Origin of the sequence: Mesorhizobium sp. ES1-4, from assembly GCF_020164745.1 — a bacterium.
Classification (GTDB): domain Bacteria; phylum Pseudomonadota; class Alphaproteobacteria; order Rhizobiales; family Rhizobiaceae; genus Mesorhizobium.
Genome location: NZ_JAIUGV010000002.1, coordinates 1 through 20,339 on the forward strand (window position 1 = coordinate 1; position 20,339 = coordinate 20,339).

Annotated in this window: 20 protein-coding genes and 1 pseudogene; 14 read left to right on the forward strand and 7 right to left on the reverse strand. The window is 64.1% G+C overall.

Going from position 1 to position 20,339, the window contains the following annotated elements; genetic code table 11:
* Nucleotides 1-1,092: formate--tetrahydrofolate ligase (locus LB556_RS03685; RefSeq protein ID WP_224563913.1), on the forward strand; the 1,092-nt coding region annotated here is incomplete at its 5' end.
* Nucleotides 1,093-1,158: 66 nt separating this feature from the next.
* Here LB556_RS03685 and LB556_RS03690 read toward each other — a convergent pair.
* Nucleotides 1,159-1,803 (reverse strand): cysteine hydrolase family protein, encoded by a 645-nt coding sequence (locus LB556_RS03690; protein ID WP_224563916.1) that lies wholly within the window; start codon nucleotides 1,801-1,803, stop codon nucleotides 1,159-1,161.
* 126 nt (nucleotides 1,804-1,929) lie between these two features.
* Here LB556_RS03690 and LB556_RS03695 point away from each other — a divergent pair, with 126 nt between their 5' ends.
* Nucleotides 1,930-2,937 carry a helix-turn-helix domain-containing protein gene (locus LB556_RS03695; protein ID WP_224563919.1) on the forward strand — a complete coding sequence of 336 codons (1,008 nt, stop codon included), beginning with the start codon at nucleotides 1,930-1,932 and terminating at the stop codon, nucleotides 2,935-2,937.
* Here LB556_RS03695 and LB556_RS31825 read toward each other — a convergent pair.
* A pseudogene (locus LB556_RS31825) lies at nucleotides 2,924-3,134 on the reverse strand (DapH/DapD/GlmU-related protein); the annotation flags it as partial. The gene LB556_RS03695 and the pseudogene LB556_RS31825 overlap by 14 nt on opposite strands.
* 118 nt (nucleotides 3,135-3,252) lie before the next feature.
* On the opposite strand from LB556_RS31825, the gene LB556_RS03705 reads away from it, so the two are divergent.
* From LB556_RS03705 to LB556_RS03730, 6 genes are all read left to right on the forward strand, one after another.
* The gene (locus LB556_RS03705) at nucleotides 3,253-3,714 is read left to right on the forward strand and encodes a DUF4126 domain-containing protein (protein WP_224563922.1); all 462 of its coding nucleotides are present in this window, start codon (nucleotides 3,253-3,255) and stop codon (nucleotides 3,712-3,714) included.
* Nucleotides 3,711-5,102 carry an FAD-containing oxidoreductase gene (locus LB556_RS03710; RefSeq protein ID WP_224563925.1) on the forward strand — a complete coding sequence of 464 codons (1,392 nt, stop codon included), beginning with the start codon at nucleotides 3,711-3,713 and terminating at the stop codon, nucleotides 5,100-5,102. Before LB556_RS03705 ends, LB556_RS03710 begins: the two co-directional genes overlap by 4 nt.
* Before the next feature lie 168 nt (nucleotides 5,103-5,270).
* The gene (locus LB556_RS03715) at nucleotides 5,271-6,449 is read left to right on the forward strand and encodes an MFS transporter (protein ID WP_224563928.1); all 1,179 of its coding nucleotides are present in this window, start codon (nucleotides 5,271-5,273) and stop codon (nucleotides 6,447-6,449) included.
* An 88-nt stretch (nucleotides 6,450-6,537) separates the two neighbouring features.
* On the forward strand, nucleotides 6,538-7,593 hold the full coding sequence (locus LB556_RS03720; RefSeq protein WP_224563930.1) for a succinylglutamate desuccinylase/aspartoacylase family protein: 1,056 nt from the start codon (nucleotides 6,538-6,540) through the stop codon (nucleotides 7,591-7,593).
* 221 nt (nucleotides 7,594-7,814) lie between these two features.
* Nucleotides 7,815-10,004, forward strand: a complete 2,190-nt coding sequence (locus tag LB556_RS03725; protein ID WP_224563933.1) for an anthranilate synthase — start codon at nucleotides 7,815-7,817, stop codon at nucleotides 10,002-10,004.
* A 5-nt stretch (nucleotides 10,005-10,009) separates the two neighbouring features.
* Nucleotides 10,010-10,954 carry a cation diffusion facilitator family transporter gene (locus tag LB556_RS03730; RefSeq protein WP_224563936.1) on the forward strand — a complete coding sequence of 315 codons (945 nt, stop codon included), beginning with the start codon at nucleotides 10,010-10,012 and terminating at the stop codon, nucleotides 10,952-10,954.
* A 1-nt stretch (nucleotide 10,955) separates the two neighbouring features.
* Here the strand turns inward: LB556_RS03730 and LB556_RS03735 are convergent, their stop codons facing one another.
* The 3 genes from LB556_RS03735 to LB556_RS03745 all read right to left on the reverse strand — a co-directional run bounded on the left by LB556_RS03735 (nucleotide 10,956) and on the right by LB556_RS03745 (nucleotide 12,749).
* On the reverse strand, nucleotides 10,956-11,342 hold the full coding sequence (locus LB556_RS03735; protein ID WP_224563939.1) for a type II toxin-antitoxin system VapC family toxin: 387 nt from the start codon (nucleotides 11,340-11,342) through the stop codon (nucleotides 10,956-10,958).
* Nucleotides 11,339-11,584: an antitoxin gene (locus LB556_RS03740; protein WP_224563942.1), complete on the reverse strand. Its 246-nt coding sequence runs from the start codon at nucleotides 11,582-11,584 to the stop codon at nucleotides 11,339-11,341. The genes LB556_RS03735 and LB556_RS03740 overlap by 4 nt, the downstream gene beginning before the upstream one ends.
* Before the next feature lie 67 nt (nucleotides 11,585-11,651).
* The gene (locus LB556_RS03745) at nucleotides 11,652-12,749 is read right to left on the reverse strand and encodes a hypothetical protein (protein ID WP_224563945.1); all 1,098 of its coding nucleotides are present in this window, start codon (nucleotides 12,747-12,749) and stop codon (nucleotides 11,652-11,654) included.
* 103 nt (nucleotides 12,750-12,852) lie between these two features.
* Between LB556_RS03745 and LB556_RS03750 the strand changes: the two genes are divergently transcribed.
* The 5 genes from LB556_RS03750 to LB556_RS03770 all read left to right on the forward strand — a co-directional run bounded on the left by LB556_RS03750 (nucleotide 12,853) and on the right by LB556_RS03770 (nucleotide 15,941).
* Entirely contained in the window at nucleotides 12,853-13,290 is a 438-nt protein-coding gene (locus LB556_RS03750; RefSeq protein WP_224563948.1) for a DsrE family protein, read from the forward strand.
* Between the two features lie 69 nt (nucleotides 13,291-13,359).
* Complete coding sequence (locus LB556_RS03755) at nucleotides 13,360-14,145, forward strand: SDR family NAD(P)-dependent oxidoreductase (protein WP_224563951.1); 786 nt, start codon at nucleotides 13,360-13,362, stop codon at nucleotides 14,143-14,145.
* 58 nt (nucleotides 14,146-14,203) lie between these two features.
* Entirely contained in the window at nucleotides 14,204-14,512 is a 309-nt protein-coding gene (locus tag LB556_RS03760; RefSeq protein ID WP_224563953.1) for a putative quinol monooxygenase, read from the forward strand.
* A gap of 14 nt (nucleotides 14,513-14,526) precedes the next feature.
* Nucleotides 14,527-14,772 (forward strand): type II toxin-antitoxin system Phd/YefM family antitoxin, encoded by a 246-nt coding sequence (locus LB556_RS03765; RefSeq protein ID WP_224563956.1) that lies wholly within the window; start codon nucleotides 14,527-14,529, stop codon nucleotides 14,770-14,772.
* 65 nt (nucleotides 14,773-14,837) lie between these two features.
* A complete protein-coding gene (locus tag LB556_RS03770; RefSeq protein ID WP_224563959.1) occupies nucleotides 14,838-15,941 on the forward strand; it encodes an AbrB family transcriptional regulator in 1,104 nt (367 codons plus the stop codon).
* 134 nt (nucleotides 15,942-16,075) lie between these two features.
* Here LB556_RS03770 and LB556_RS03775 read toward each other — a convergent pair whose 3' ends face one another.
* Together LB556_RS03775 and LB556_RS03780 are read right to left on the reverse strand one after the other, a co-directional pair.
* Nucleotides 16,076-16,852: an esterase family protein gene (locus LB556_RS03775; protein ID WP_224563962.1), complete on the reverse strand. Its 777-nt coding sequence runs from the start codon at nucleotides 16,850-16,852 to the stop codon at nucleotides 16,076-16,078.
* 4 nt (nucleotides 16,853-16,856) lie between these two features.
* Nucleotides 16,857-18,023: an ATP-grasp domain-containing protein gene (locus tag LB556_RS03780; protein WP_224563966.1), complete on the reverse strand. Its 1,167-nt coding sequence runs from the start codon at nucleotides 18,021-18,023 to the stop codon at nucleotides 16,857-16,859.
* Nucleotides 18,024-18,422: 399 nt separating this feature from the next.
* Here LB556_RS03780 and leuA point away from each other — a divergent pair, with 399 nt between their 5' ends.
* Nucleotides 18,423-20,159 (forward strand): 2-isopropylmalate synthase, encoded by a 1,737-nt coding sequence (gene leuA / locus LB556_RS03785; RefSeq protein ID WP_224563969.1) that lies wholly within the window; start codon nucleotides 18,423-18,425, stop codon nucleotides 20,157-20,159.
* Nucleotides 20,160-20,339 lie beyond the last annotated feature (180 nt).

Below are 20,339 nucleotides of genomic sequence, written 5' to 3' on the forward strand. Positions count from 1 at the left end.
TTCGACATCACCGTCGCCTCGGAAGTGATGGCTATCTTGTGCCTTGCCACCGACCTGAAGGACCTGGAAAAGCGCCTCGGCGACATCATCGTCGCCTACCGCCGCGACAAGTCGCCGGTCTATGCCCGCGACCTCAAGGCCGACGGCGCCATGGCTGTCCTGCTCAAGGACGCCATGCAGCCCAACCTCGTGCAGACGCTGGAGAACAACCCGGCCTTCGTGCATGGCGGCCCCTTCGCCAATATCGCGCATGGCTGCAACTCGGTCGTCGCCACCACGACGGCCCTGAAGCTCGCCGACTATGTCGTCACCGAAGCCGGCTTCGGCGCTGACCTCGGTGCCGAGAAATTCTTCGACATCAAGTGCCGCAAGGCGGGCCTGAAGCCGGCGGCGGCCGTCATCGTCGCCACCGTGCGCGCCATGAAGATGAATGGCGGCGTCAAGAAGGAAGACCTCGGCAAGGAAAACATCGAGGCGGTGAAGAAGGGCTGCGCCAATCTCGGCCGCCACATCGAGAACATCAGGCAATTCGGCGTGCCGGCGGTGGTTGCCATCAACCACTTCTATTCCGACACCGACGCCGAGATCCAGGCGATGAAGGACTACGTCGCCTCGATGGGCGAGGAGGCGATCCTGTGCAAGCACTGGGCCAAGGGCTCGGCCGGCATCGAGGACCTCGCCAACAAGGTGGTGGCGCTGGCCGAATCCGGCGCCTCGCAGTTCGCGCCGCTCTATCCCGACGCCATGCCGCTGTTCGACAAGATCAACACCATCGTCCAGCGCATCTATCGCGGCTCGGAAGCGATCGCCGACAAGTCGGTGCGCGACCAGCTCAAGGCCTGGGAAGATGCCGGCTACGGCAATCTGCCGGTCTGCATGGCCAAGACGCAGTACTCGTTCTCGACCGACCCAAACCTGCGCGGCGCGCCGACCGGCCACACCGTGCCGGTGCGCGAGGTCAGGCTTTCGGCGGGCGCCGGCTTCGTCGTCATCATCTGCGGCGAGGTCATGACCATGCCCGGCCTGCCCAAGGCGCCGTCCTCGGAAAAGATCTTCCTCAACGAGGCCGGCCAGATCGAAGGCCTGTTCTGATCTTTCGTCTCGACAATTGAGAAGGGCGCCGCATCGCCGCGGCGCCCTTTTCGTTTGCGGAACGTCCTACGCCGCTGTGCGCGCCAGTGCCCGCTGGTTGGACGCGTGGATGGTGTCGCGCTCCGGCAGCGCGCCGGTCTTCAGGCGATCGATCCAGTCAGCGGTTTTCAGCACCGCCGCAAAGCGCGACTGCAGGATGATGCTCACCACGCGATGGATTTCCTCTGCCGAGGCATAGCCGGCGCTGTTGGCATAAGGTACCGAACCCGTCGCGTCGGACAGGAACTCGACCGCGAAGCCCATATGCACGGCGTGGATAATGGTCGACAGGTCGCAATTATGCGTCATGTAGCCGACGACCGCGATCGTATCGACGGCGTTGGCGCGCAGCCAGTCCTCGAGGTCGCTGCCGGTGAAGGCGGAAGGCAAATTCTTCTCGACATAATGGTCGCGACGACGCCTGGCGACCTCGGGATGCAGTTCGCCGCCATGGCTGCCCTTGGCGAAGATCGGCGAGGTCTCGGGCGCCATCTGCTTGACGACCACCACCTTGATGCCGCCAGCGGTGGCGGCGTCCATGGCGTGCGCCACATTAACGACGCTGTCGCGGAATGGCGGATGCTGGATGGCCAGGTTGCCGCCGTCATAATCGTTCTGGACGTCGATGACGACGAGCGCGCGGCGCGGCGCGGTGTTGGCTGGCTCGGACATGGTGTTTCCTTTCGGGCTTGAGGTGACCAGCCAAGGATAGGCTCTCTGCCATCTGGTAAAAGTGGCCCGATTGACATCATTCGAAAGAATTGGGACAATTCACGAATTCGCACTGGAAAACGTCTCATGACCGCGCCCATCATTGCTGTCTTCGCCTTCGATGGCATCAGTCCGTTCCATCTCTCCGTGCCGTGCCTGGTGTTCGGCGCGGACCGAACCAGCCTCGGCCTGCCGCGCTTCGACTTCCGCGTCTGCGGCATCGAGGAAGGTCCGATCCGGACCGATGCGGGGCTGAGCATCCTGGTCCCGCACGGGCTTGCCGCGCTCGAAGACGCCGATATCGTCATCATCCCGAGTTGGAAGGATCTCGAAGCGCCTCTGGCCAGACCGCTCGAGGAAGCGCTCGGCCGCGCCCACCAGCGTGGCGCGCTGATCGTGGGCTTGTGTCTCGGCACCTTTGCCATCGCCGCCGCCGGCCTGCTTGCGGGCCGAACCGCCACCACCCATTGGGCCCATGCGGAGCGGTTGCAGGCCCTCCATCCGGACATTTCCGTCGATGCCGACGTGCTCTATGTCGATGACGGCGACATCGTCACCTCCGCCGGCGTCGCCGCCGGGCTGGATTGCTGCCTGCACATCGTGCGTGCCCGCTATGGCGCGGAGGCGGCACTGCGGCTCGCCCGGCACGTCGTGCTTTCGCCGCACCGGCAAGGCGGACAGGCACAGTTCATCGAGCGTCCCTTGGCAAAAAGCGCCAATGCCGACCGCTTCACCGGGGCGCTCGATGCGGTTCGCGCGACTCTCGGCGAAACGCACGGCCTCGACAGCGTCGCCGAGGCCGCCGGCCTGACACGGCGCACCTTCACCCGCCGCTTCCAGAAATCGATCGGCACCAGTTTCGGGGACTGGCTGACAAGCCAGCGGATCGAACTGGCGCAACGGTTGCTGGAAGCCACGGAGAAATCGATGGACATCGTCGCCTTCGAGGCAGGCTTCGGCAGCGCCACATCGCTGCGCCAGCACTTTTCCGCGAGACTGAAAACGTCGCCGGCACAGTACCGGCGGGAATTCTCAAGACGTATCGACCTGGACGGGCGCATGGCGTCCGCGGGAAGCGCGCTTAACCGCGCTTGACCCGTCCGCGCCGGATTGCCGACCACGGTCGTGTTCGCGGGAACGTCGCGCGTCACCACGGCCCCGGCGCCGACGATGGCGCCTTCGCCGATGCTCACCCCGCCAAGGATGACCGCGCTGCCGCCGATCCAGCCATTGTCGCCGATCGTGACCGGCCTGGCGATCTCCAGCCCCGCCCGCCGTCCTGCCGGCTCCTTGCCGAGCAGCATGCGGGGCTGCTGCCGCGCTTGCGAGTCTACGCCCTAGCCAAATAGCCGACCTATGGTAGCCTGCCGTTTCAGGGCCGTTGCAGCCCGGGATCGAGGGGGATCGACCATGCTCTACATCCTTGCACTTCTGATCGGCGTCATTGCCGGCCTGCGCGCCATGACGGCACCTGCCGCCGTCGCCTGGGGCGCCTATCTCGGCTGGCTGCCGGTTGCCGGCACCTGGGCGAGCTTCATGGGACATTGGGCGGCTGTCGGCATATTCACCATCCTGGCCATCGTCGAACTGGTCACCGACCAGTTGCCATCGACGCCAAGCCGCAAGGTTCCGCAGCAGTTCGGCGCCCGCATCCTGCTCGGCGCCTTCTCGGGCGCGGTGATCGGCGCGACCGGCGGCGCCACCATCGTGTGCCTTATCGCCGGCATCATCGGCGCTGTCATCGGCACGCTGGGGGGCGCCGAAGCGCGTGGCCGGCTGGCGGCCGCTTTCGGCAAGGACCCGCCCGCTGCCTTCATCGAGGACGCGGTGGCGATCATCGGCGGCCTGCTGATCGTGGCGGCGATGGCATGACAGCCCAGACCGTAAACGCAAAGACCTTCGACGCCATCATCATCGGCGCCGGTCAGGCGGGGTCGCCCTTGGCGGGCCGCCTGACGGCCGCCGGCATGAGCGTGGCGCTGATCGAGCGCAAGCTGGTCGGCGGCACCTGCGTCAACACCGGCTGCATGCCGACCAAGGCCATGGTCGCCAGCGCCTATGCAGCCCATCTGGCGCGGCGCGCCGCTGACTATGGCGTGACGTTTTCCGGCCCCGTCGGGGTCGACTATCAAAGGATAAAGGCGCGCAAGGACAAGGTCACCAACGACGCCCGCGGCAATCTGGAGACCTGGATCGCCGGCATGGAGGGCTGCACGCTCTATCGCGGCCATGCACGCGTCGAATCCGCCAACACCGTGCGTGTCGGCGACGACCTTCTGAGCGCCGAAAAGATATTCCTCAACACCGGCGGCCGCGCCTCCGTGCCGGACCTGCCCGGCATCGACGACATCGACTATCTGACCAATTCCTCGATGATGGATCTCGACGTCCTGCCGCGCCATCTCATCGTCGTCGGCGGCAGCTATATCTCGCTCGAATTCGCGCAGATGTTCCGCCGCTTCGGCAGTGAGGTCACCATCATCGAAAAAGCCCCCCGCTTGACCGGCCGCGAGGACGAGGATGTCTCGGCCTCGATCCTGTCGATCCTCGAAAACGAAGACATCACGGTTCATCTCGGCGCCGACGAAATCGCCTTTGCCAAGCAGGGCGGGGATGTCGCCGTCACCTTCTCGGCCGGCAAGCCGCCGGCGGTCGGCTCGCATGTGCTGTTGGCAATCGGACGGGTGCCCAACACGGACGATCTCGGCCTCGACAAGGCCGGCGTCGCGGTCGACCAGCGCGGCTTCGTAACAGTCGACGACCAGTTGCGCACCAATGTGCCCGGCATCTGGGCGATGGGCGACTGCAACGGCAAGGGCGCCTTCACCCATACGTCCTACAACGACTACGAAATCGTCGCCGCCAATCTGCTCGACAACGACCCGCGCAGGGTCAGCGACCGCATCGAGGCCTATGCCCTCTATATCGATCCACCACTCGGCCGCTGCGGCATGACCGAGACGGCGGTGAAAAAATCCGGACGTCGCGCCCTGGTCGGCCAGCGGCCGATGACCCGCGTCGGCCGCGCCGTCGAAAAGGGCGAGACGCAAGGCTTCATGAAGATCCTGGTCGACGCCGACACCCGGGAGATCCTCGGCTGTTCGGTCCTCGGCCCCGGCGGCGACGAGGCGGTGCATTGCGTGCTCGACCTGATGTACGCCAAGGCACCGGTCGACACACTGGCCCGCGCAGTGCACATCCACCCAACCGTCTCGGAGTTGCTGCCGACGATAGCGCAGGAGCTGAAACCGCTGGCCTGAGACTGGAGCGTTTCGGGGTAGGTGGAATCGCCGAGCCGCTCTACGGGCGACTCCCCCGTCTTCAATCTGCCCCGCGCTTTCTGCATTGCTGCATTGCGGCAATGTCTGTTGCGCCCGGCTGGCATCCTCGCGCAGTCTGAAATTGAACCGATTCAGTCTGGACATCCGATGCCTTTGCCGATCCTTGCGCTTGCCATTGCGTCCTTCTGCATCGGCACCACCGAATTCGTCATCATGGGCCTGCTGCCGGAGGTCGCCGCCGATCTCGGCGTGACGATCCCCGCCGCCGGCCTGCTGGTCACCGGCTATGCGCTGGGCGTCGTCTTCGGCGCGCCTGTCGTGGCCATGGCCACCGCGCACTTGCCGCGCAAGCCCGTGCTGGTGGGACTCGCGGCCCTGTTCGTCGTCGGCAATCTCTTCTGCGCCATCGCGCCCAATTACTGGCTGCTGATGGCCGCGCGCGTCTTCACCGCTTTCGGCCATGGCGCCTTCTTCGGCATCGGCTCGGTCGTTGCCGCGAGCCTGGTGCCGCGCAACAAGCGCGCCAGCGCCATCGCGCTGATGTTCGCGGGCCTGACGCTCGCCAACATCCTCGGCGTTCCGGCCGGCACGGCCCTTGGGGAAGCCTTCGGTTGGCGCGCCACTTTCCTGGCCGTGGTCGGCATCGGCCTGATCTCGGTCGCGGCCATCGCCTGGCTGGTACCGTCCGACGTCGCCGAGCCAAGCGGCGGCGGTCTGCGCGCCGAAGTCCGCGTGCTCGGCAAATTGCAGGTGTGGCTGGCGATGCTGATCGCAGCGCTGACCTCGGCCAGTCTTTTCGCCGTCTTCACCTACATCAAGCCTTACCTCACCGACGTATCGGGCCTGTCGACCTCGGCGGTCACCTGGGTGCTTTTGCTGTTCGGCGCCGGCATGACCATCGGCAACATCATCGGCGGCAGGCTGGCCGACTGGAAGCTGATGCCGACCGTCATCGGCACCCTCCTGCTGATGGCCCTGCTGTTCGTCGGCTTCATGCAGTTCGGCGCCATCGCCGGCGTTGCCATCGGCATCGTGTTCCTGTGGGGCCTGCTCATCTTCGTCGTCGTGCCGCCGCTGCAGATCCGTGTCGTCGAGGCCGCGTCCGAGGGACCCAACCTTGCCGCAACGCTCAACCAGGGCGCCTTCAATGTCGGCAATGCCGGCGGCGCCTGGATCGGCGGCGTGGCGCTGTCCGCAGGCGTTTCCTATGCCAATTTGCCGCTGGTCGGCGCGGTGCTCGCTCTGCTGGCGGTCGCTGTCGCGGTCCTGTCGCAGGCGCTGGACCGGCGCGCGCCGGCCGTCGCCCTCCAGCCTGCCGCCGAGTAACCACTTGCGCCCATAGCGCGTCGGCCTGGACCAATCGACATCGGCACCGTCAAATGGGCATGTCTTCTCGCTCTTGAAGGAGGACGTCATGCAGAAATCGATCGAACGCATCGCCGGCGACAGCGAGGGCGTTTCCTACGAATTCCCGGTGTTCCGCTTCGCCGGCGCCGACAAGACAGCACCTTCGGCCTATCTGCAGGCGGCTCTCCATGCCGGCGAGTTGCCGGGCGTCGTCGCCATCGATGCATTGATGCCGGCGCTGAAAAAGGCCGAGGCCGAAGGTCGCATCAGGGGCAACATCACCATTGTGCCCTGGGCCAACCCGATCGGCCGCGCGCAATATCATTTCGGCGAGCACCAGGGCCGCTTTCATTTGGGCACCCGCACCAATTTCAACCGCGGCTTTCCGCTGCTTGCCGCGCCCGACACCAGGCTTTTGCCTGATGTCACCCTTGGCGGCGCCGACCAGCGGCTGAAGTCGCGTCTGGTGCAGCTTTCGCTCGGCCATGACATCGTGCTCGACCTGCACTGCGACGATGAGGGCCTTGCCTATCTCTACGTCCACACCAGCCTGTGGCCTGCAATGGCCGATTGTGCCGCCGCCATGGGCGTCGATGCGGTGGTGCTGTGGAGCGAGGACACCGACGGCACGTTCGAGGGCGCCTCGATCATGCCTTATCAGAACGCTGCCGCCGATGTGGCGAAGTTCGACAGGCGCGTCGCCACCACGGTCGAATATCGCGGCATCCTGGACGTCGACAACGCGCTGGCCGCTTCGGACGCCGAAGGCCTCTACCGGCTGCTGGCGGCGCGCGGCGTGATATCGGATAGCGCCCTCCCCGCGCCCGGCCCGTTCAAGGGTGTCGCGGCACCTCTGGAAAATATCGACATGATGCCGGCGCCTCGGGGCGGGGCGGTCCTTTACGACGTCAAGCCCGGCGACCGCGTCACCAGGGGCGCGCGCCTCGCAACCATCGTCCACGCGCCGGGCGAAGCCGATGGCCGCACGGAAGTGTTCGCGCCGCAGGACGGCATCATCCTGACCCGCCGCTCGCGCCGCATCATCCGCGCCGGTGAGGACCTGTTGAAACTGGTCGGCGACAGCAAGAGCGCCGATGCCAGGTCGGGTACGCTGGAGGATTGAGCCTCCGTCGAATCCAGTTGCGCGGCCGCCCAATCGCCGCTAATGGAATCGCCATGAACATGCGTTCGACCAAGACCATTTGGTGGTGGGCCTGCTGACAGCGGCCTGTTCGAACGCGTGCGCGTGAAAATAGAGGGTGGCCGCAACGGAATGTCCGGGCGGCCATTTGTTTTTTAAAGCCATTCCCGGGTCCGTTGCCCAAGTAGCTGATGGAGACGGCAATGACGATGAAGGTTCTGGAAAACGGCGCTGAAAGCTTTGTGACCGCGGGTGGCATCACCATCACCCGCGAGCGTCACGACCGGCCCTATGAAGGCGCGATCGACACCTATGTCGACGGGCTGAATTTCCGGCGCGGCGCGGTATTTTCCTCGAACTACGAATATCCCGGCCGTTACACGCGCTGGGACACCGCCATCATCGATCCGCCGCTGGTCATCTCCGCGCGCGGCCGCGCCATGCGCATCGAGGCGCTGAACGGCCGTGGCGAAACGCTGTTGCCGGTTATCGGCAAGACGCTCGGCGCTCTTGCCGAGGTCACGGTCGCCGAGACCACAAAGAAGCTGATCCGCCTCGACGTCGCCAAGCCCGGCCGTGTCTTCACCGAGGAGGAACGCAGCCGCGTTCCCTCCGTCTTCACCGTGCTGCGGGCCATCACCGCTCTGTTCAAGACGGCCGAAGACGCCAATCTCGGCCTCTACGGCGCCTTCGGCTACGACCTCGCCTTCCAGTTCGACCCGGTCGACCACACGCTCGTGCGCAAGGAAAGCCAACGCGACCTGGTGCTCTTCCTGCCGGACGAGATCCTGGTCGTCGACCACTATTCGGCCAAGGCGTGGACCGACCGCTATGACTATGCGGGCGAAGGTTTTTCGACCGAAGGCCTGCCGCGCGACCAGGCCGCCGAGCCGTTCAGGACCGCCGACCGCATCCCGCCGCGCGGCGACCATGAGCCGGGCGAATACGCCAATCTGGTGCGGCGGGCGATGGACAGCTTCAAGCGCGGCGACCTGTTCGAGGTCGTCCCCGGCCAGATGTTCTACGAACGCTGTGAAACGCAGCCATCCGAGATTTCGCGCAAGCTGAAGTCCATCAATCCCTCGCCTTATTCCTTCTTCATCAATTTGGGCGAGAACGAGTACCTGATCGGCGCGTCGCCGGAAATGTTCGTGCGCGTCAACGGCCGCCGCGTCGAGACCTGCCCGATCTCCGGCACCATCAAGCGCGGCGACGATGCCATTTCGGACTCCGAGCAGATCATCAAGCTGCTCAACTCCAAGAAGGATGAATCCGAACTCACAATGTGCTCGGACGTCGACCGCAACGACAAGTCCCGGGTCTGCGATCCAGGTTCGGTGCGCGTCATCGGCCGGCGCCAGATCGAGATGTATTCGCGCCTGATCCATACGGTCGATCACATCGAGGGGCGGCTGCGCGAAGGCATGGATGCTTTCGACGCGTTTCTCTCGCACGCCTGGGCGGTCACCGTGACGGGCGCGCCGAAACTGTGGGCCATGCGCTTCATCGAGCAGAACGAGAAGAGCCCGCGCGCCTGGTATGGCGGTGCCATCGGCATGGTCAACTTCAACGGCGACATGAACACCGGGCTGACCTTGCGCACCATCCGCATCAAGGACGGCATCGCCGAGGTGCGCGCCGGCGCAACCTTGCTCTTCGACAGCATTCCCGAGGAAGAAGAAGCCGAAACCGAATTGAAGGCATCCGCCATGCTCTCCGCCATCCGCGACGCCAAGACCGGCAATTCGACCAGCACCGAACGCGCCGCCGCGCGCGTCGGCGACGGCGTCAACATCCTGCTCGTCGACCACGAGGACAGCTTCGTCCACACGCTGGCCAATTATTTCCGCCAGACCGGCGCCAATGTTTCGACCGTGCGCTCGCCGGTGCCGGAGGAAGTGTTCGAACGGCTGAAGCCCGACCTTGTCGTGCTGTCGCCCGGTCCCGGCACGCCGAAGGATTTCGATTGCGCCGCGACCATCAAGAAGGCCAGAGCCCGCGACCTGCCGATCTTCGGCGTCTGCCTTGGCCTGCAGGCGCTGGCCGAAGCCTATGGCGGCGAACTCAGGCAACTGCATATTCCAATGCACGGCAAGCCCTCGCGCATCCGCGTCTCGAAACCGGGCGTCATCTTCTCCGGCCTGCCGAAGGAAGTCACCGTCGGCCGTTACCACTCGATCTTCGCCGACCCGGTTCGCCTGCCCGACGATTTCGTGGTCACCGCCGAGACGGAGGACGGTGTCATCATGGCTTTCGAGCACCGCAAGGAGCCGATCGCCGCGGTGCAGTTCCATCCGGAATCGATCATGACGCTCGGCCACAATGCCGGCATGCGCATCATCGAGAACATCGTCGCCCACCTGCCGCGCAAGGCCAAGGAAAAGGCAGCCTGACCAGTATGGCCGAAGCCGGGAACATGGCGGTTGCGGCAAAAGCCGCCGCCAAGCAAAAGGTCGCCAGGCTCGCCTTCTGGTCGATCGTGGTCGCCTTTGTCGTGCTCGCGCTGAAGCTCGCGGCCTGGTACATAACCGGCTCCGTGGCGCTCTATTCGGACGCGCTGGAATCGATCGTCAATGTCATCGCCTCGGTCGCCGCCTTCTGGGCGATCCAGGTCAGCCACAAGCCGGCCGACCAGGATCACCCTTTCGGCCATCACAAGGCCGAGTATTTCTCGGCCGTGCTCGAAGGCGTGCTGATCGTGGTCGCCGCGCTTCTGATCCTGAGCGAGGTCTGGCGCTCCTGGCAGGCGCCGGCGCCGCTCGAACAGCCTTGGGAAGGCCTTGCCGTCAACGGCGTCGCCACCGCCGTCAATGCGTTCTGGGCCTGGACGCTGATCCGCGCCGGCCGGGCCGAAAAGTCACCGGCGCTGGTCGCCGACGGCAATCACATCATGACCGATGTGGTGACCTCGATCGGCGTCTTCGGCGGCCTGGTCGGGGCGATCCTGACCGGCTGGCAGATTCTCGACCCGGCATTGGCCGTCATCGTCGCGCTCAACATCCTGTGGCAGGGCTGGCATGTCATCGGTTCGTCGATGAACGGCCTGATGGACCGGGCCGTCGACACCGCGGAGCACATGCGCATCCGCGACATCATCTCGGCCAATTGCAAGGGCGCGCTGGAGGTGCATGACCTCAAGACGCGCATCGCCGGCCGCGCCACCTTCATCGAGTTCCATCTGGTCGTCGACGCCGACATGTCGGTCGGCGCCAGCCACGTTATCTGCGACCGCATCGAGGACGCGCTGAAGGCTGAACTCCCCTCGGTGCGGGTGACCATCCATGTCGAACCCGACGACGAGGCCAAGCTGCCGAAGGGCACGACCGCCGTGCCGTTTGCCTAATTCACCACGTTTCCAGGGAGAGATCCTTGATCCGCTCAAATTCCCGGATATTGCGGGTTATCAGGATTAGTCCTCTGGCGCGCGCCTGGCCCGCGATCAAAACATCATAGGGGCCAATGGGGGTTCCGAAAGCAGCTAGCATCGCACGAACTTCACCGGCATGTCTTGCGTCTTCATGGTCAAACTCAAGTACCGGAAACCGAAGCGCTTCAATTCGCTCCAGATTGCCGGCTTGTTGCTGACTCTTGTAAGCCCCATAGTAAAGTTCGTGGGCGACAATCGTTGAAAGCGCGTAGTCCTGTGGCCCATGCCGCTTGAGCCGCTTCAACAAATCCACGTCTCGTTTTACCACCGCGATAATAGCGTTGGTGTCGAGCAAATAGATCACTTGAATACATCGTCGAGAGCCGGCCGCACCTGTTCGGCCGGTTGCTCCGAAACGGCCTCGACAAAATCATCGTCCACCGGTCCGGTGAGTTGGTCGAGCCATGCCCAGTCTTGCGCCAGCGGTTCGAGAATAACAGTTTTCCCGTGGCGCCGAATCGAAACCTCGTCGGTTTCGAAACGGAATTGCTTCGGCAAGCGTACCGCTTGCGAACGACCCGACCAGAATACCTTTGCCTTTTCCATCACTCTATCCTCAGATGAGATATAGCAAAGAAATATGCCATCTGGGCACCGCAGACAAGACGGGCGGTTACGGCGCGCAGGCCGATTGCGGCATTGCCTCCAGGCGATAGACCTTGTCGTCCGACTTCGTCTTGCCGTCCGCGACCTTGGAACACAGGTCGATGATGGCCAGGCTGCTGTTGGGATTTGCCACTATCATCGTGCCGTTGACGCCGCGCTTGAGGAAGATTTCCTTTTGCGCGATGTCGCAGGCGAAATCGCTCATCTTCGAACTCGCAGCGCAACGCCACTGGTCGGCTTCGCCTTGGCACGAATAGGTCTGCGTGACCTTGGCCCCCTTCTGCCGGGTGGTGACGGAGACGGCGATGTCGGCACCGTCTGGCCAGTTGGCGGCGTCGCCTCCCGAGGCAAAAGAGGCGAGCTCCACCGGCCCGCGGAACACCCGGATCGACTGCGTCAGTTGATCGGGGTGCGAGGCCAGATGCGCCGCATCATAGTCGCGGCCATAGCAGAAGGCCTGACCGGGCTTCAGCCGCTCGCGCAACGGCGGCCCGAGCGCCGGATCGATTGGATCGATACGCGCGAACTCGGCTTTGCAGGTCGCTGCCGGCATCGGGTCCAGGTGGAAATTGTCGTCCTCCGAGCCGAGCGCCTGCTTGTTGTACTCCGTCGTTCCGAGTTCCTCCTCCGAACCGGCATCGAGATAGATGTCGGGCTGCAGGTCCGAAAGGATCAGCCGGCCCTTGTCGTCGACCTTCAACGACGCCAGCGTACGGTCGCAGTCCATGCCGCAGCGGATCGGGCCTGATTTGCCGTCCTCGGACTCGTGATTGCACCAGCCGCCGGCCCATTCCGGTGCTTTGGCGCCACGCACCGTGGTGGTAAGGAAACCATTGTAGGACGTATCGGAATTCGCGCTCGGTTCCTCGTTCGGGCGGCTGACGGGATCATGGCCATAGTAGAAGAAAATCCGCGCCACCTTCTGCTTCGGATGCGCCTTGAGATGCGCCGCGTCATAGACCCGGCCAAAACAGGCGTCCGCCCCGTTGGGGCTGAGTTCGGTGAGCTTGAGTGCATCATCGGCGAAAGCAGAACCCGCAAGTCCGCCAAGCAGTGCAGCGGCGAATCCGGCGCTGGCGAGCGCCTTCCATCCCTTGGACGCCATTTGGTCTCTCCTCCGCATCGACAGGACGTAACGTCAATTTATGCTAGTATCGCGGCCGAGGCCACGCAAATAGCGGTGGACCGGCAAGTCTGGGAGGGACGCCATGCGCCGACGCGACATGTTCCACGCGGTTCTCGCCGGAACTGGAACGCTTCTCGGTCTGCGTGCGGTACAGGCGGCAACCACCGCGCCTGATAGGCTGAAGGTGGCCTATCACCTCAGCGACCTCGACAAGGTCAATTTCGTGCTCGGCAACATCAAGAACCACTACGAAGGCACCGGCGGCAACGTCGATATCGCGCTGGTCGTACATGGTCCGGCCCTTGCCGGCTTCAAGTCGAAGGGCATATCGGCGGCGATTTCGGGGCGCTTTGCCGGTCTTGTCCAGCAAGGCCTCGATCCGCATGCCTGCGGCAACACCATGCACGGCATGGACATCACGCTCGCCGATCTGCTCGACGGCTTCCATGCCGCCGACAAGGGCGGCGTCGTCAAGCTCGCCGAACTGCAAAGCCAGGGCTATGTCTATCTCAGGCCTTGAAGCGGCACCGACTTGAATGCAAGGGTGGCAAGACCAGCCAAGAGATCGGAAAATCCCGGAGGAACAGCAGTGCCAGAGACAGCCCTTGGTCTTGTCATCCCCGATCTCGCCGGCAAGGCGGTGCTGGTCACCGGCGCCTCGACCGGCATCGGCGCGGCGCTTGCGCTCGGCTATGCCGAGCAGAAATGCAAGGTGGCGCTGCACTACAATTCCAGCCGTGACGCCGCCGAGAAGCTCGGCCGGACCATTCGCGACGGCGGCGGCGAGGTTTTCCTCATCCAGGGCGATTTTTCCCTCCCCGCCGATGTCGAACGCGTCGTCGACGACAGCGCGCGACATTTCGGCCGCCTCGACGGGCTGGTCAACAATGCCGGCGGCATGCTTGGCCGCGTGCCCTATGCCGAGCAGACCGAGGCGCATTACGACGCGGTGATGGACCTCAACGCACGCTCGGTGCTGACCGCCTCGCGCAAGGCGATCCCATGGCTGAAGAAACAGGGCGGCTTCATCGTCAACACCTCCTCGATCGCCGCGCGCAATGGCGCCGGCGGCGGTGCCGGCCTTTATGGCTCGGCCAAGGCCTTCGTCTCCAACGTCACGCGCGGCATGGCCAAGGAACTGATCGGCTTCGGCATTCGCGTCAACGCCGTGGCGCCGGGCACCATTCTCACGCCCTTCCACGAACGCTATTCGACCAATGAGCAGATAAAGGGCATGGTCGCCACCATTCCGCAGGGCCGCGCCGGCACCGCGCAAGATTGCGTCGGTGCCTATCTGTTCCTCTCCTCCGACCTGCTGAGCGGCTACATCACCGGCCAGGTGATCGAGGTCAATGGCGGCCAGTTGATGCCGTGACCGGCGACCGGCATATTGGACACACTCCTTTCGCGCCAATCCAGGGGGAGACGAGGACATGTACGGACTGATCGGCAAGATGCGGGCGGCGCGCGGCCAACGCGACGCTGTCATGACCGTGCTGCGCGAGAGCACCGGCGCCTTGCCCGGCTGCCTTAGCTATATCATCGCCACCGACCCCGCCGATGCCGACGCGATCTGGGTGACCGAAGTGTGGACCGATCAGGCAAGTCACAAGGCCTCGCTGCAGCTTCCGGAGGTCCAGGCGGCCATCGCCAAGGCACGCCCCTTCATCGCCGGCTTCGAGTTCCAGGTGGAAACCCATCCGGTTGGCGGGTTTGGGTTGGTTGAAGCCAAAACGGGCTGAACTGAGACGGCGCGATGCGGACCGTTAACATCAGCGACGCGAAGGCCAATCTTTCACGTCTCGTTGACCTGACCGCCAACGGCGAGCCATTCATCATCGCCAGGGCTGGCAAACCATTGGTCAAAGTCATGCCTCTCGATCCATCGCCCCCGGCACAGGCGCGACGGGTTGGCTTTATGGCTGGCCAGTTTTCCGTACCCGAGCATTTCGATCGCATAGGCCGTGGAGAGATCGACCACTTGTTCGGCACGGATACCTAGAAGCTGTCGCTTTTTTTCGGCGCGGGCGGGTTCGCATTCCTTGCCACCCGGTCTAAGACCAAAACATGGATTCCGAGGCCGAGCAGCTACCTCCCGACCAGCCCGCTGTCGAGCGCATGACACGGCTGAGCAAGCCTTGGCAATGGTTGATCCTGCTTGCCATCTCCGCGCTCTTCACCGGCGCGCTGGAAGCCGCCGCTTTGCCGGCGGCGCTGCTGATCGGGCCGATGCTGGCGGCCATCGCCGCCGGCACCAATGGCGCCACGGTGCGGGTGCCGCGCCTTCTGTTCGGCTCCGCCCAGGCTGTCGTCGGCTGCCTCGTCGCGGCTTCGATCTCAGCCGATATCTTTCCGGTCTTCCACAAGGAGTGGCCGCTGTTCCTCGGCGTGGTGATCGCCACCGTCGCGGCCTCCAGCCTGCTTGGCTGGCTGATCAGCCGCTGGCGCATCCTGCCAGGCACCACCGCCGTCTGGGGCTCTTCGCCGGGGGCCGCCACCGCCATGGTGCTGATGGCCGGCGCCTTTGGCGCCGACCAACGCCTCGTCGCCTTCATGCAGTATCTGCGCGTCATCTTCGTGTCGATGACGGCGGCCCTGGTCGCCAAGATGTGGGTCGACACCTCGGGCATCGAGGTGCCGCCCATCGTCTGGTTTCCCGTGATCGATCCGCAGCCCTTCGCCGCCACGATCGGCATGGCACTTGTCGGCGGCCTGGCGGGCAGGCTCTGCCGGCTGCCCTCGCCCTTCTTCCTTGGCAGCCTCATCTTCGGCACCGTCATCCATCTTGGGCTCGGGGTGCCGATGCAATTGCCGCAATGGCTGCTGGCGGTCAGTTACGCGATGGTCGGCTGGTCGATCGGCCTGAACTTCACCAGGCCGATCCTGCGCCATGCGGCACGCGCCCTGCCGCAGATCATCGCTTCCATCGTCGCGTTGATCGCCTTCTGCGGCGGTCTTGCGTTCCTCATCAGCCATCTTGCCGGCGTCGACCCGCTGACCGCCTACCTGGCGACCAGCCCCGGCGGCATGGACAGCGTCGCCATCATCGCCGCCGCGGCGCAGAACGTCGACATCTCCTTCGTCATGGCGCTGCAATCGGCGCGTTTCCTGATCTTGCTGATTGTTGGCCCGAGCGTCGCCCGGCTGGTGGCCAGAAGCATCAGGGAATAGGCAACGCGGCGCCCCCGAGGACTTGCATCCGTGAACCCCGATAACCGCCGCCGCGAACCGAGCGGCAGCGCCACGCCGAGCGCCCAACGCGGGCCGACAGGTTTGCTGGCAGCCTCACCTGAATATCAGGCACGTCAGTCCAGCCTGTGCATCAGATCGTCGTCGAGCCAGCGGCCGAAGAAATAGACCAGTTGCTTGTGCCACCATGGCCAGTCATGGCTGACGTCGCCGCCCCAATAGTCGACCCAGGCGGGAATCGACTTGTCGCGCAGGATCTGTTCCAGCTGGCGCGTCTCGACCAGCATGCGCTCCTCCCAGGCGCCCTGCCCGCAGCAGAAGATCAGCCTGAGCGCCTTCAGCCGCGCCAGCAATTTCGGGTCGACGATCCCGGGCAGATAATCGAGCGGCGAGTTGTAGAAGATGTCGCCATCGAGCGCCTTGCCGAAGAAATCACGCGCCGAATAGACCCCCGACAGCGAGATGACACCGCTGGCCAGTTCGGGAAACCGGAAGACGAAGTTCGAGGAATGGTAGCCACCCATCGAACAGCCTGAAAACACCGGCTTCAGCCGCCGTCCGCCATTGGCCTGCGCGGCGATTTCCAGAAATTCCGGCAGCGCCTCCTCTCGCACATAGCGGAAATAGGCCTCGTGGCGGCCGATCCGATGGGCGGCATCGACATGCTTGGCGAAGAAGGACTCCGAATCGATGCCGTCGACGGTGAACAGATGGATGCGGCCGGTGTCGATGAACTCGGCCAGCGCCCCCACCCCGCCGGAATCCTCGAACTGGTAGAACCGGCCCTGCGAGGTCGGGAACACCACGACAGGGCGGCCGGCATGGCCGTAGCGCTTGTACTCCATGTCGCGGCCGAGGTTGCGGGCGAAAGCCTTGTGATAGGAGATATCCATGCCCTCAAGCCTTTTCCGCGTGGATATAGGCCACCGCCTCGCGCAGCGCCGCCTGATCCTTCGAGCGCATCTGGTAGGCGTAATTTCCCATGGCGCGGCTGAAAACCTCTTCTATTGGCTGATGATAGACGATCTTGTCGCGGTGGGCGGCTAGCACGTCTGCATGGCTGTGCAAATAGTCGAGGTGGCGCTTGCGGCTGGCATAGGCGGTGAAATACTTGCCCTCATAAGGGCCGCCGGCGGCGTCCTTGACCACCATGTCCGCCCATGCCGCGTAGACATCGATGTCGAACGTGTAGTTGATCGCGTCGGTCATCCAGGCACCGGGCGGCCGCATGTTGACCTCCAGCGCGATGATGCGGTCGTCCCTGGTCTCGAACAGCTCGATATGGAAGAAGCGTTCGCGCACGTCGAACGCCTTCAGGATCTTGCGGCCGGCCGCCTCGACGACAGGCCTGATCCGGGGAAAGCAGGTGTAGCTCATGTGGCGGTCCTTGTTGACCACGTCCATGACGCTCTGGTCGTAGCGATGGCTGGCCGCCAGGACCACCTCGCCGTCGCGGTTGACCAGCCCGTCATAGGTCACCACCAGCCCTTCGATGAACTGCTCCATGACGAAGGTCACGTCCTCCGGCCTGTCCCGGAAGAACTGGTCGAGCTCCTTGGCGTTGGATATCTTGAAGGTGTTCGAGGCGCCCGAGCCTGAATCCGGTTTCACCACAACGGGATAGCCGACGCGACGGATGAAGGTCATGGCGCCGGCCCGGTCGGAGCATTTGCGCTGCGCGATGGTCTCGACGCCGCTCTTGCGGAAGAAGGCGCGCATGCGGCTCTTGCGCTTCAGGTTCTTCACGAAATCGAGCTTGGTGCCGTAGATGTTGAAGTCGGTGCGAATATTGGCTTCCAGTTCCAGCCAGTGCTCGTTGAGCGATTCGAACCGGTCGATGCGGCCCCATTTGTGGATGAAATGGCCCATCGCCCGGAACACTGCGTCATAGTCTTCCATGTCGGCGATACGGTAATATTCCGAAAGCGCCACCTTCAGCTTGCTGTCCAGAGCGTCGAAGGGTGCGTCGCCAATGCCGAGCACGGTCGCGCCGGCCTTCTTCAGCCGGTCGCAGAAATCGGCGCCGTTGGTGGGAAAATGCGGCGAGAAGAACACGAAATTCATGGACGACCCCCTGCCGGCGGCACCCCGCCACCGTTCAAGTCTGGCGCATTTACGGCGCACGGGGAAGAGCATCCGCGTTAGGGATAAAATTCGAGGGGCTGGCCCCGCTTGCCTCCAACAGGCCGCTCCTGTATGAGAGCGGCCATGAATATGCGCGCCACCACCGCTTCCCGTCAGACCGGCTTTGCCGGCGAGACCGTGCGCGCGCTTGCCTCGACCCTGCTTCTTCTCGGCCTTATCGGCGATCGCCGGGTTCGCTGAAGGAGCGCCCGGCGGTCGAACCGCCGCGCAAGCGCATGCTCCTTGGCAGTCATATCAAGCGAACGATAATTTGGTAAAGGCGCCACTCGCTACCCATCCGCCTCGGACGGATGCGAGGGCCGCCGGGAGAACAGGACGATGAACGCACGAGAAGAAATCCGGGCAAGCGACGCCCCGGCGGAAAAGCAGGCCGGCGGCATGCCGGATGCAGCCCGCAAATACCAACCTTATCCTACCGTCGGCCTCACCGATCGGACCTGGCCTTCGAAAGTCATCGACAAGGCGCCGATCTGGTGCTCGGTCGACCTGCGCGACGGCAACCAGGCGCTGATCGATCCGATGGGCCACGAGCGCAAGGCGCGCATGTTCGCGCTGTTGCTCGACATGGGCTTCAAGGAGATCGAGATCGGCTTCCCGTCCGCCTCGCAGACCGACTTCGACTTCGCTCGCTGGTGCATCGAGGAAGGCAATGTGCCGGCCGATGTGTCGCTGCAGGTTCTGGTGCAGTGCCGTCCCGAACTGATCAGCCGCACCTTCGAGGCGCTGAAGGGCGCCACCAACCCGATCGTGCATTTCTACAATTCGACCAGCGAGTTGCAGCGCCGGGTCGTCTTCGAGAAGGACGTCGGCGGCATCAAGCGCATCGCCACCGACGCCGCCAAGATGATCACCGACATGGCGGCCAAGGCGGGCGGCGGCTACCGTTTCGAATATTCGCCGGAGAGCTTCACCGGCACGGAACTCGAGGTCGCGCTGGATATCTGCAACGCCGTCACCGAGATCGTCAGGCCGACGGCGGACAACAAGCTGATCATCAACCTGCCGTCGACGGTCGAAATGTCGACGCCCAACATCTATGCCGACCGCATCGAATGGATGTGCCGCAACCTGGACAGCCGCGAGAACCTGATCATCTCGCTGCACCCACACAACGACCGCGGCACCGGCATCGCCACCACCGAACTCGGCCTGATGGCCGGCGCCGACCGTGTCGAAGGCACGCTGTTCGGCAATGGCGAGCGCACCGGCAATGTCGACATCGTCACGCTGGCGCTCAACATGTACACGCAAGGCGTCGATCCGGGCATCGACTGCTCCGACATCAACCGGATGAAGGACGTCTACGAATATTCGAACCAGCTGAAGATCCCAGAGCGTCACCCCTATGTCGGCGAGCTCGTCTACACCGCCTTTTCCGGTTCGCACCAGGACGCCATCAACAAGGGCATGAAGGCGCTGAAGAAGGCCAACACAAGTCTGTGGGAAGTGCCCTACCTGCCCATCGATCCGGCCGATGTCGGCCGCAGCTACGAGGCCATCATCCGCATCAACTCGCAGTCGGGCAAGGGCGGGATCGCCTATGTGCTGCAGGCCGATTACGGCCTCAATTTGCCGCGCAACCTGCAGATCGAGTTCAGCCAGGCCATCCAGGCGATCACCGACGCCGAAGGCAAGGAAGTGCCGGCCAAGCGCATTTACGAGCGCTTCCTCGAAACCTATGTCGACCAGCCGGGCGCACGCCTGAAATTCCTCGACCACCACACCTATCCCGACACCGAGGTGAAAGGCCGGCGCGTGGTCGAGGCCGTCATCCTCGACAATGGCAAGGAAATGACGATATCAGGCACCGGTACCGGCCCGATCGACGGCTTCGTCGATGCGCTGTCGCGCCATGTCGGCGTCGAGATGTCGGTGCTCGATTATTCCGAGCATTCGATGCAGCGCGGCTCGAACGCATCGGCCATCTCCTATGTCGAGATGGAATATCCCGGCGGCAAGCTGTTCGGCGCCGGCATCAACACCAACATCGTCGCCGCCTCGCTGGAAGCGGTGACTTCGGCCGCCAATCGTATCGTCGGCCGCAAGGCGCGATAGCATCGGCAGGGCGGCGGCGCGAGGGTCAGGAGCAGCTCGCGCTCGCCGCCGTTTTTCCAAGCCCGTACAAGGGCCTTGACCTCGACCGGCTGATGGTGGCTCCCACGACCATTCCGTGGCCGAACCCGCCGGGCCGTTAACCACGGGAAAATTGTCCAGTGGGGTACGCGATCGCATAAT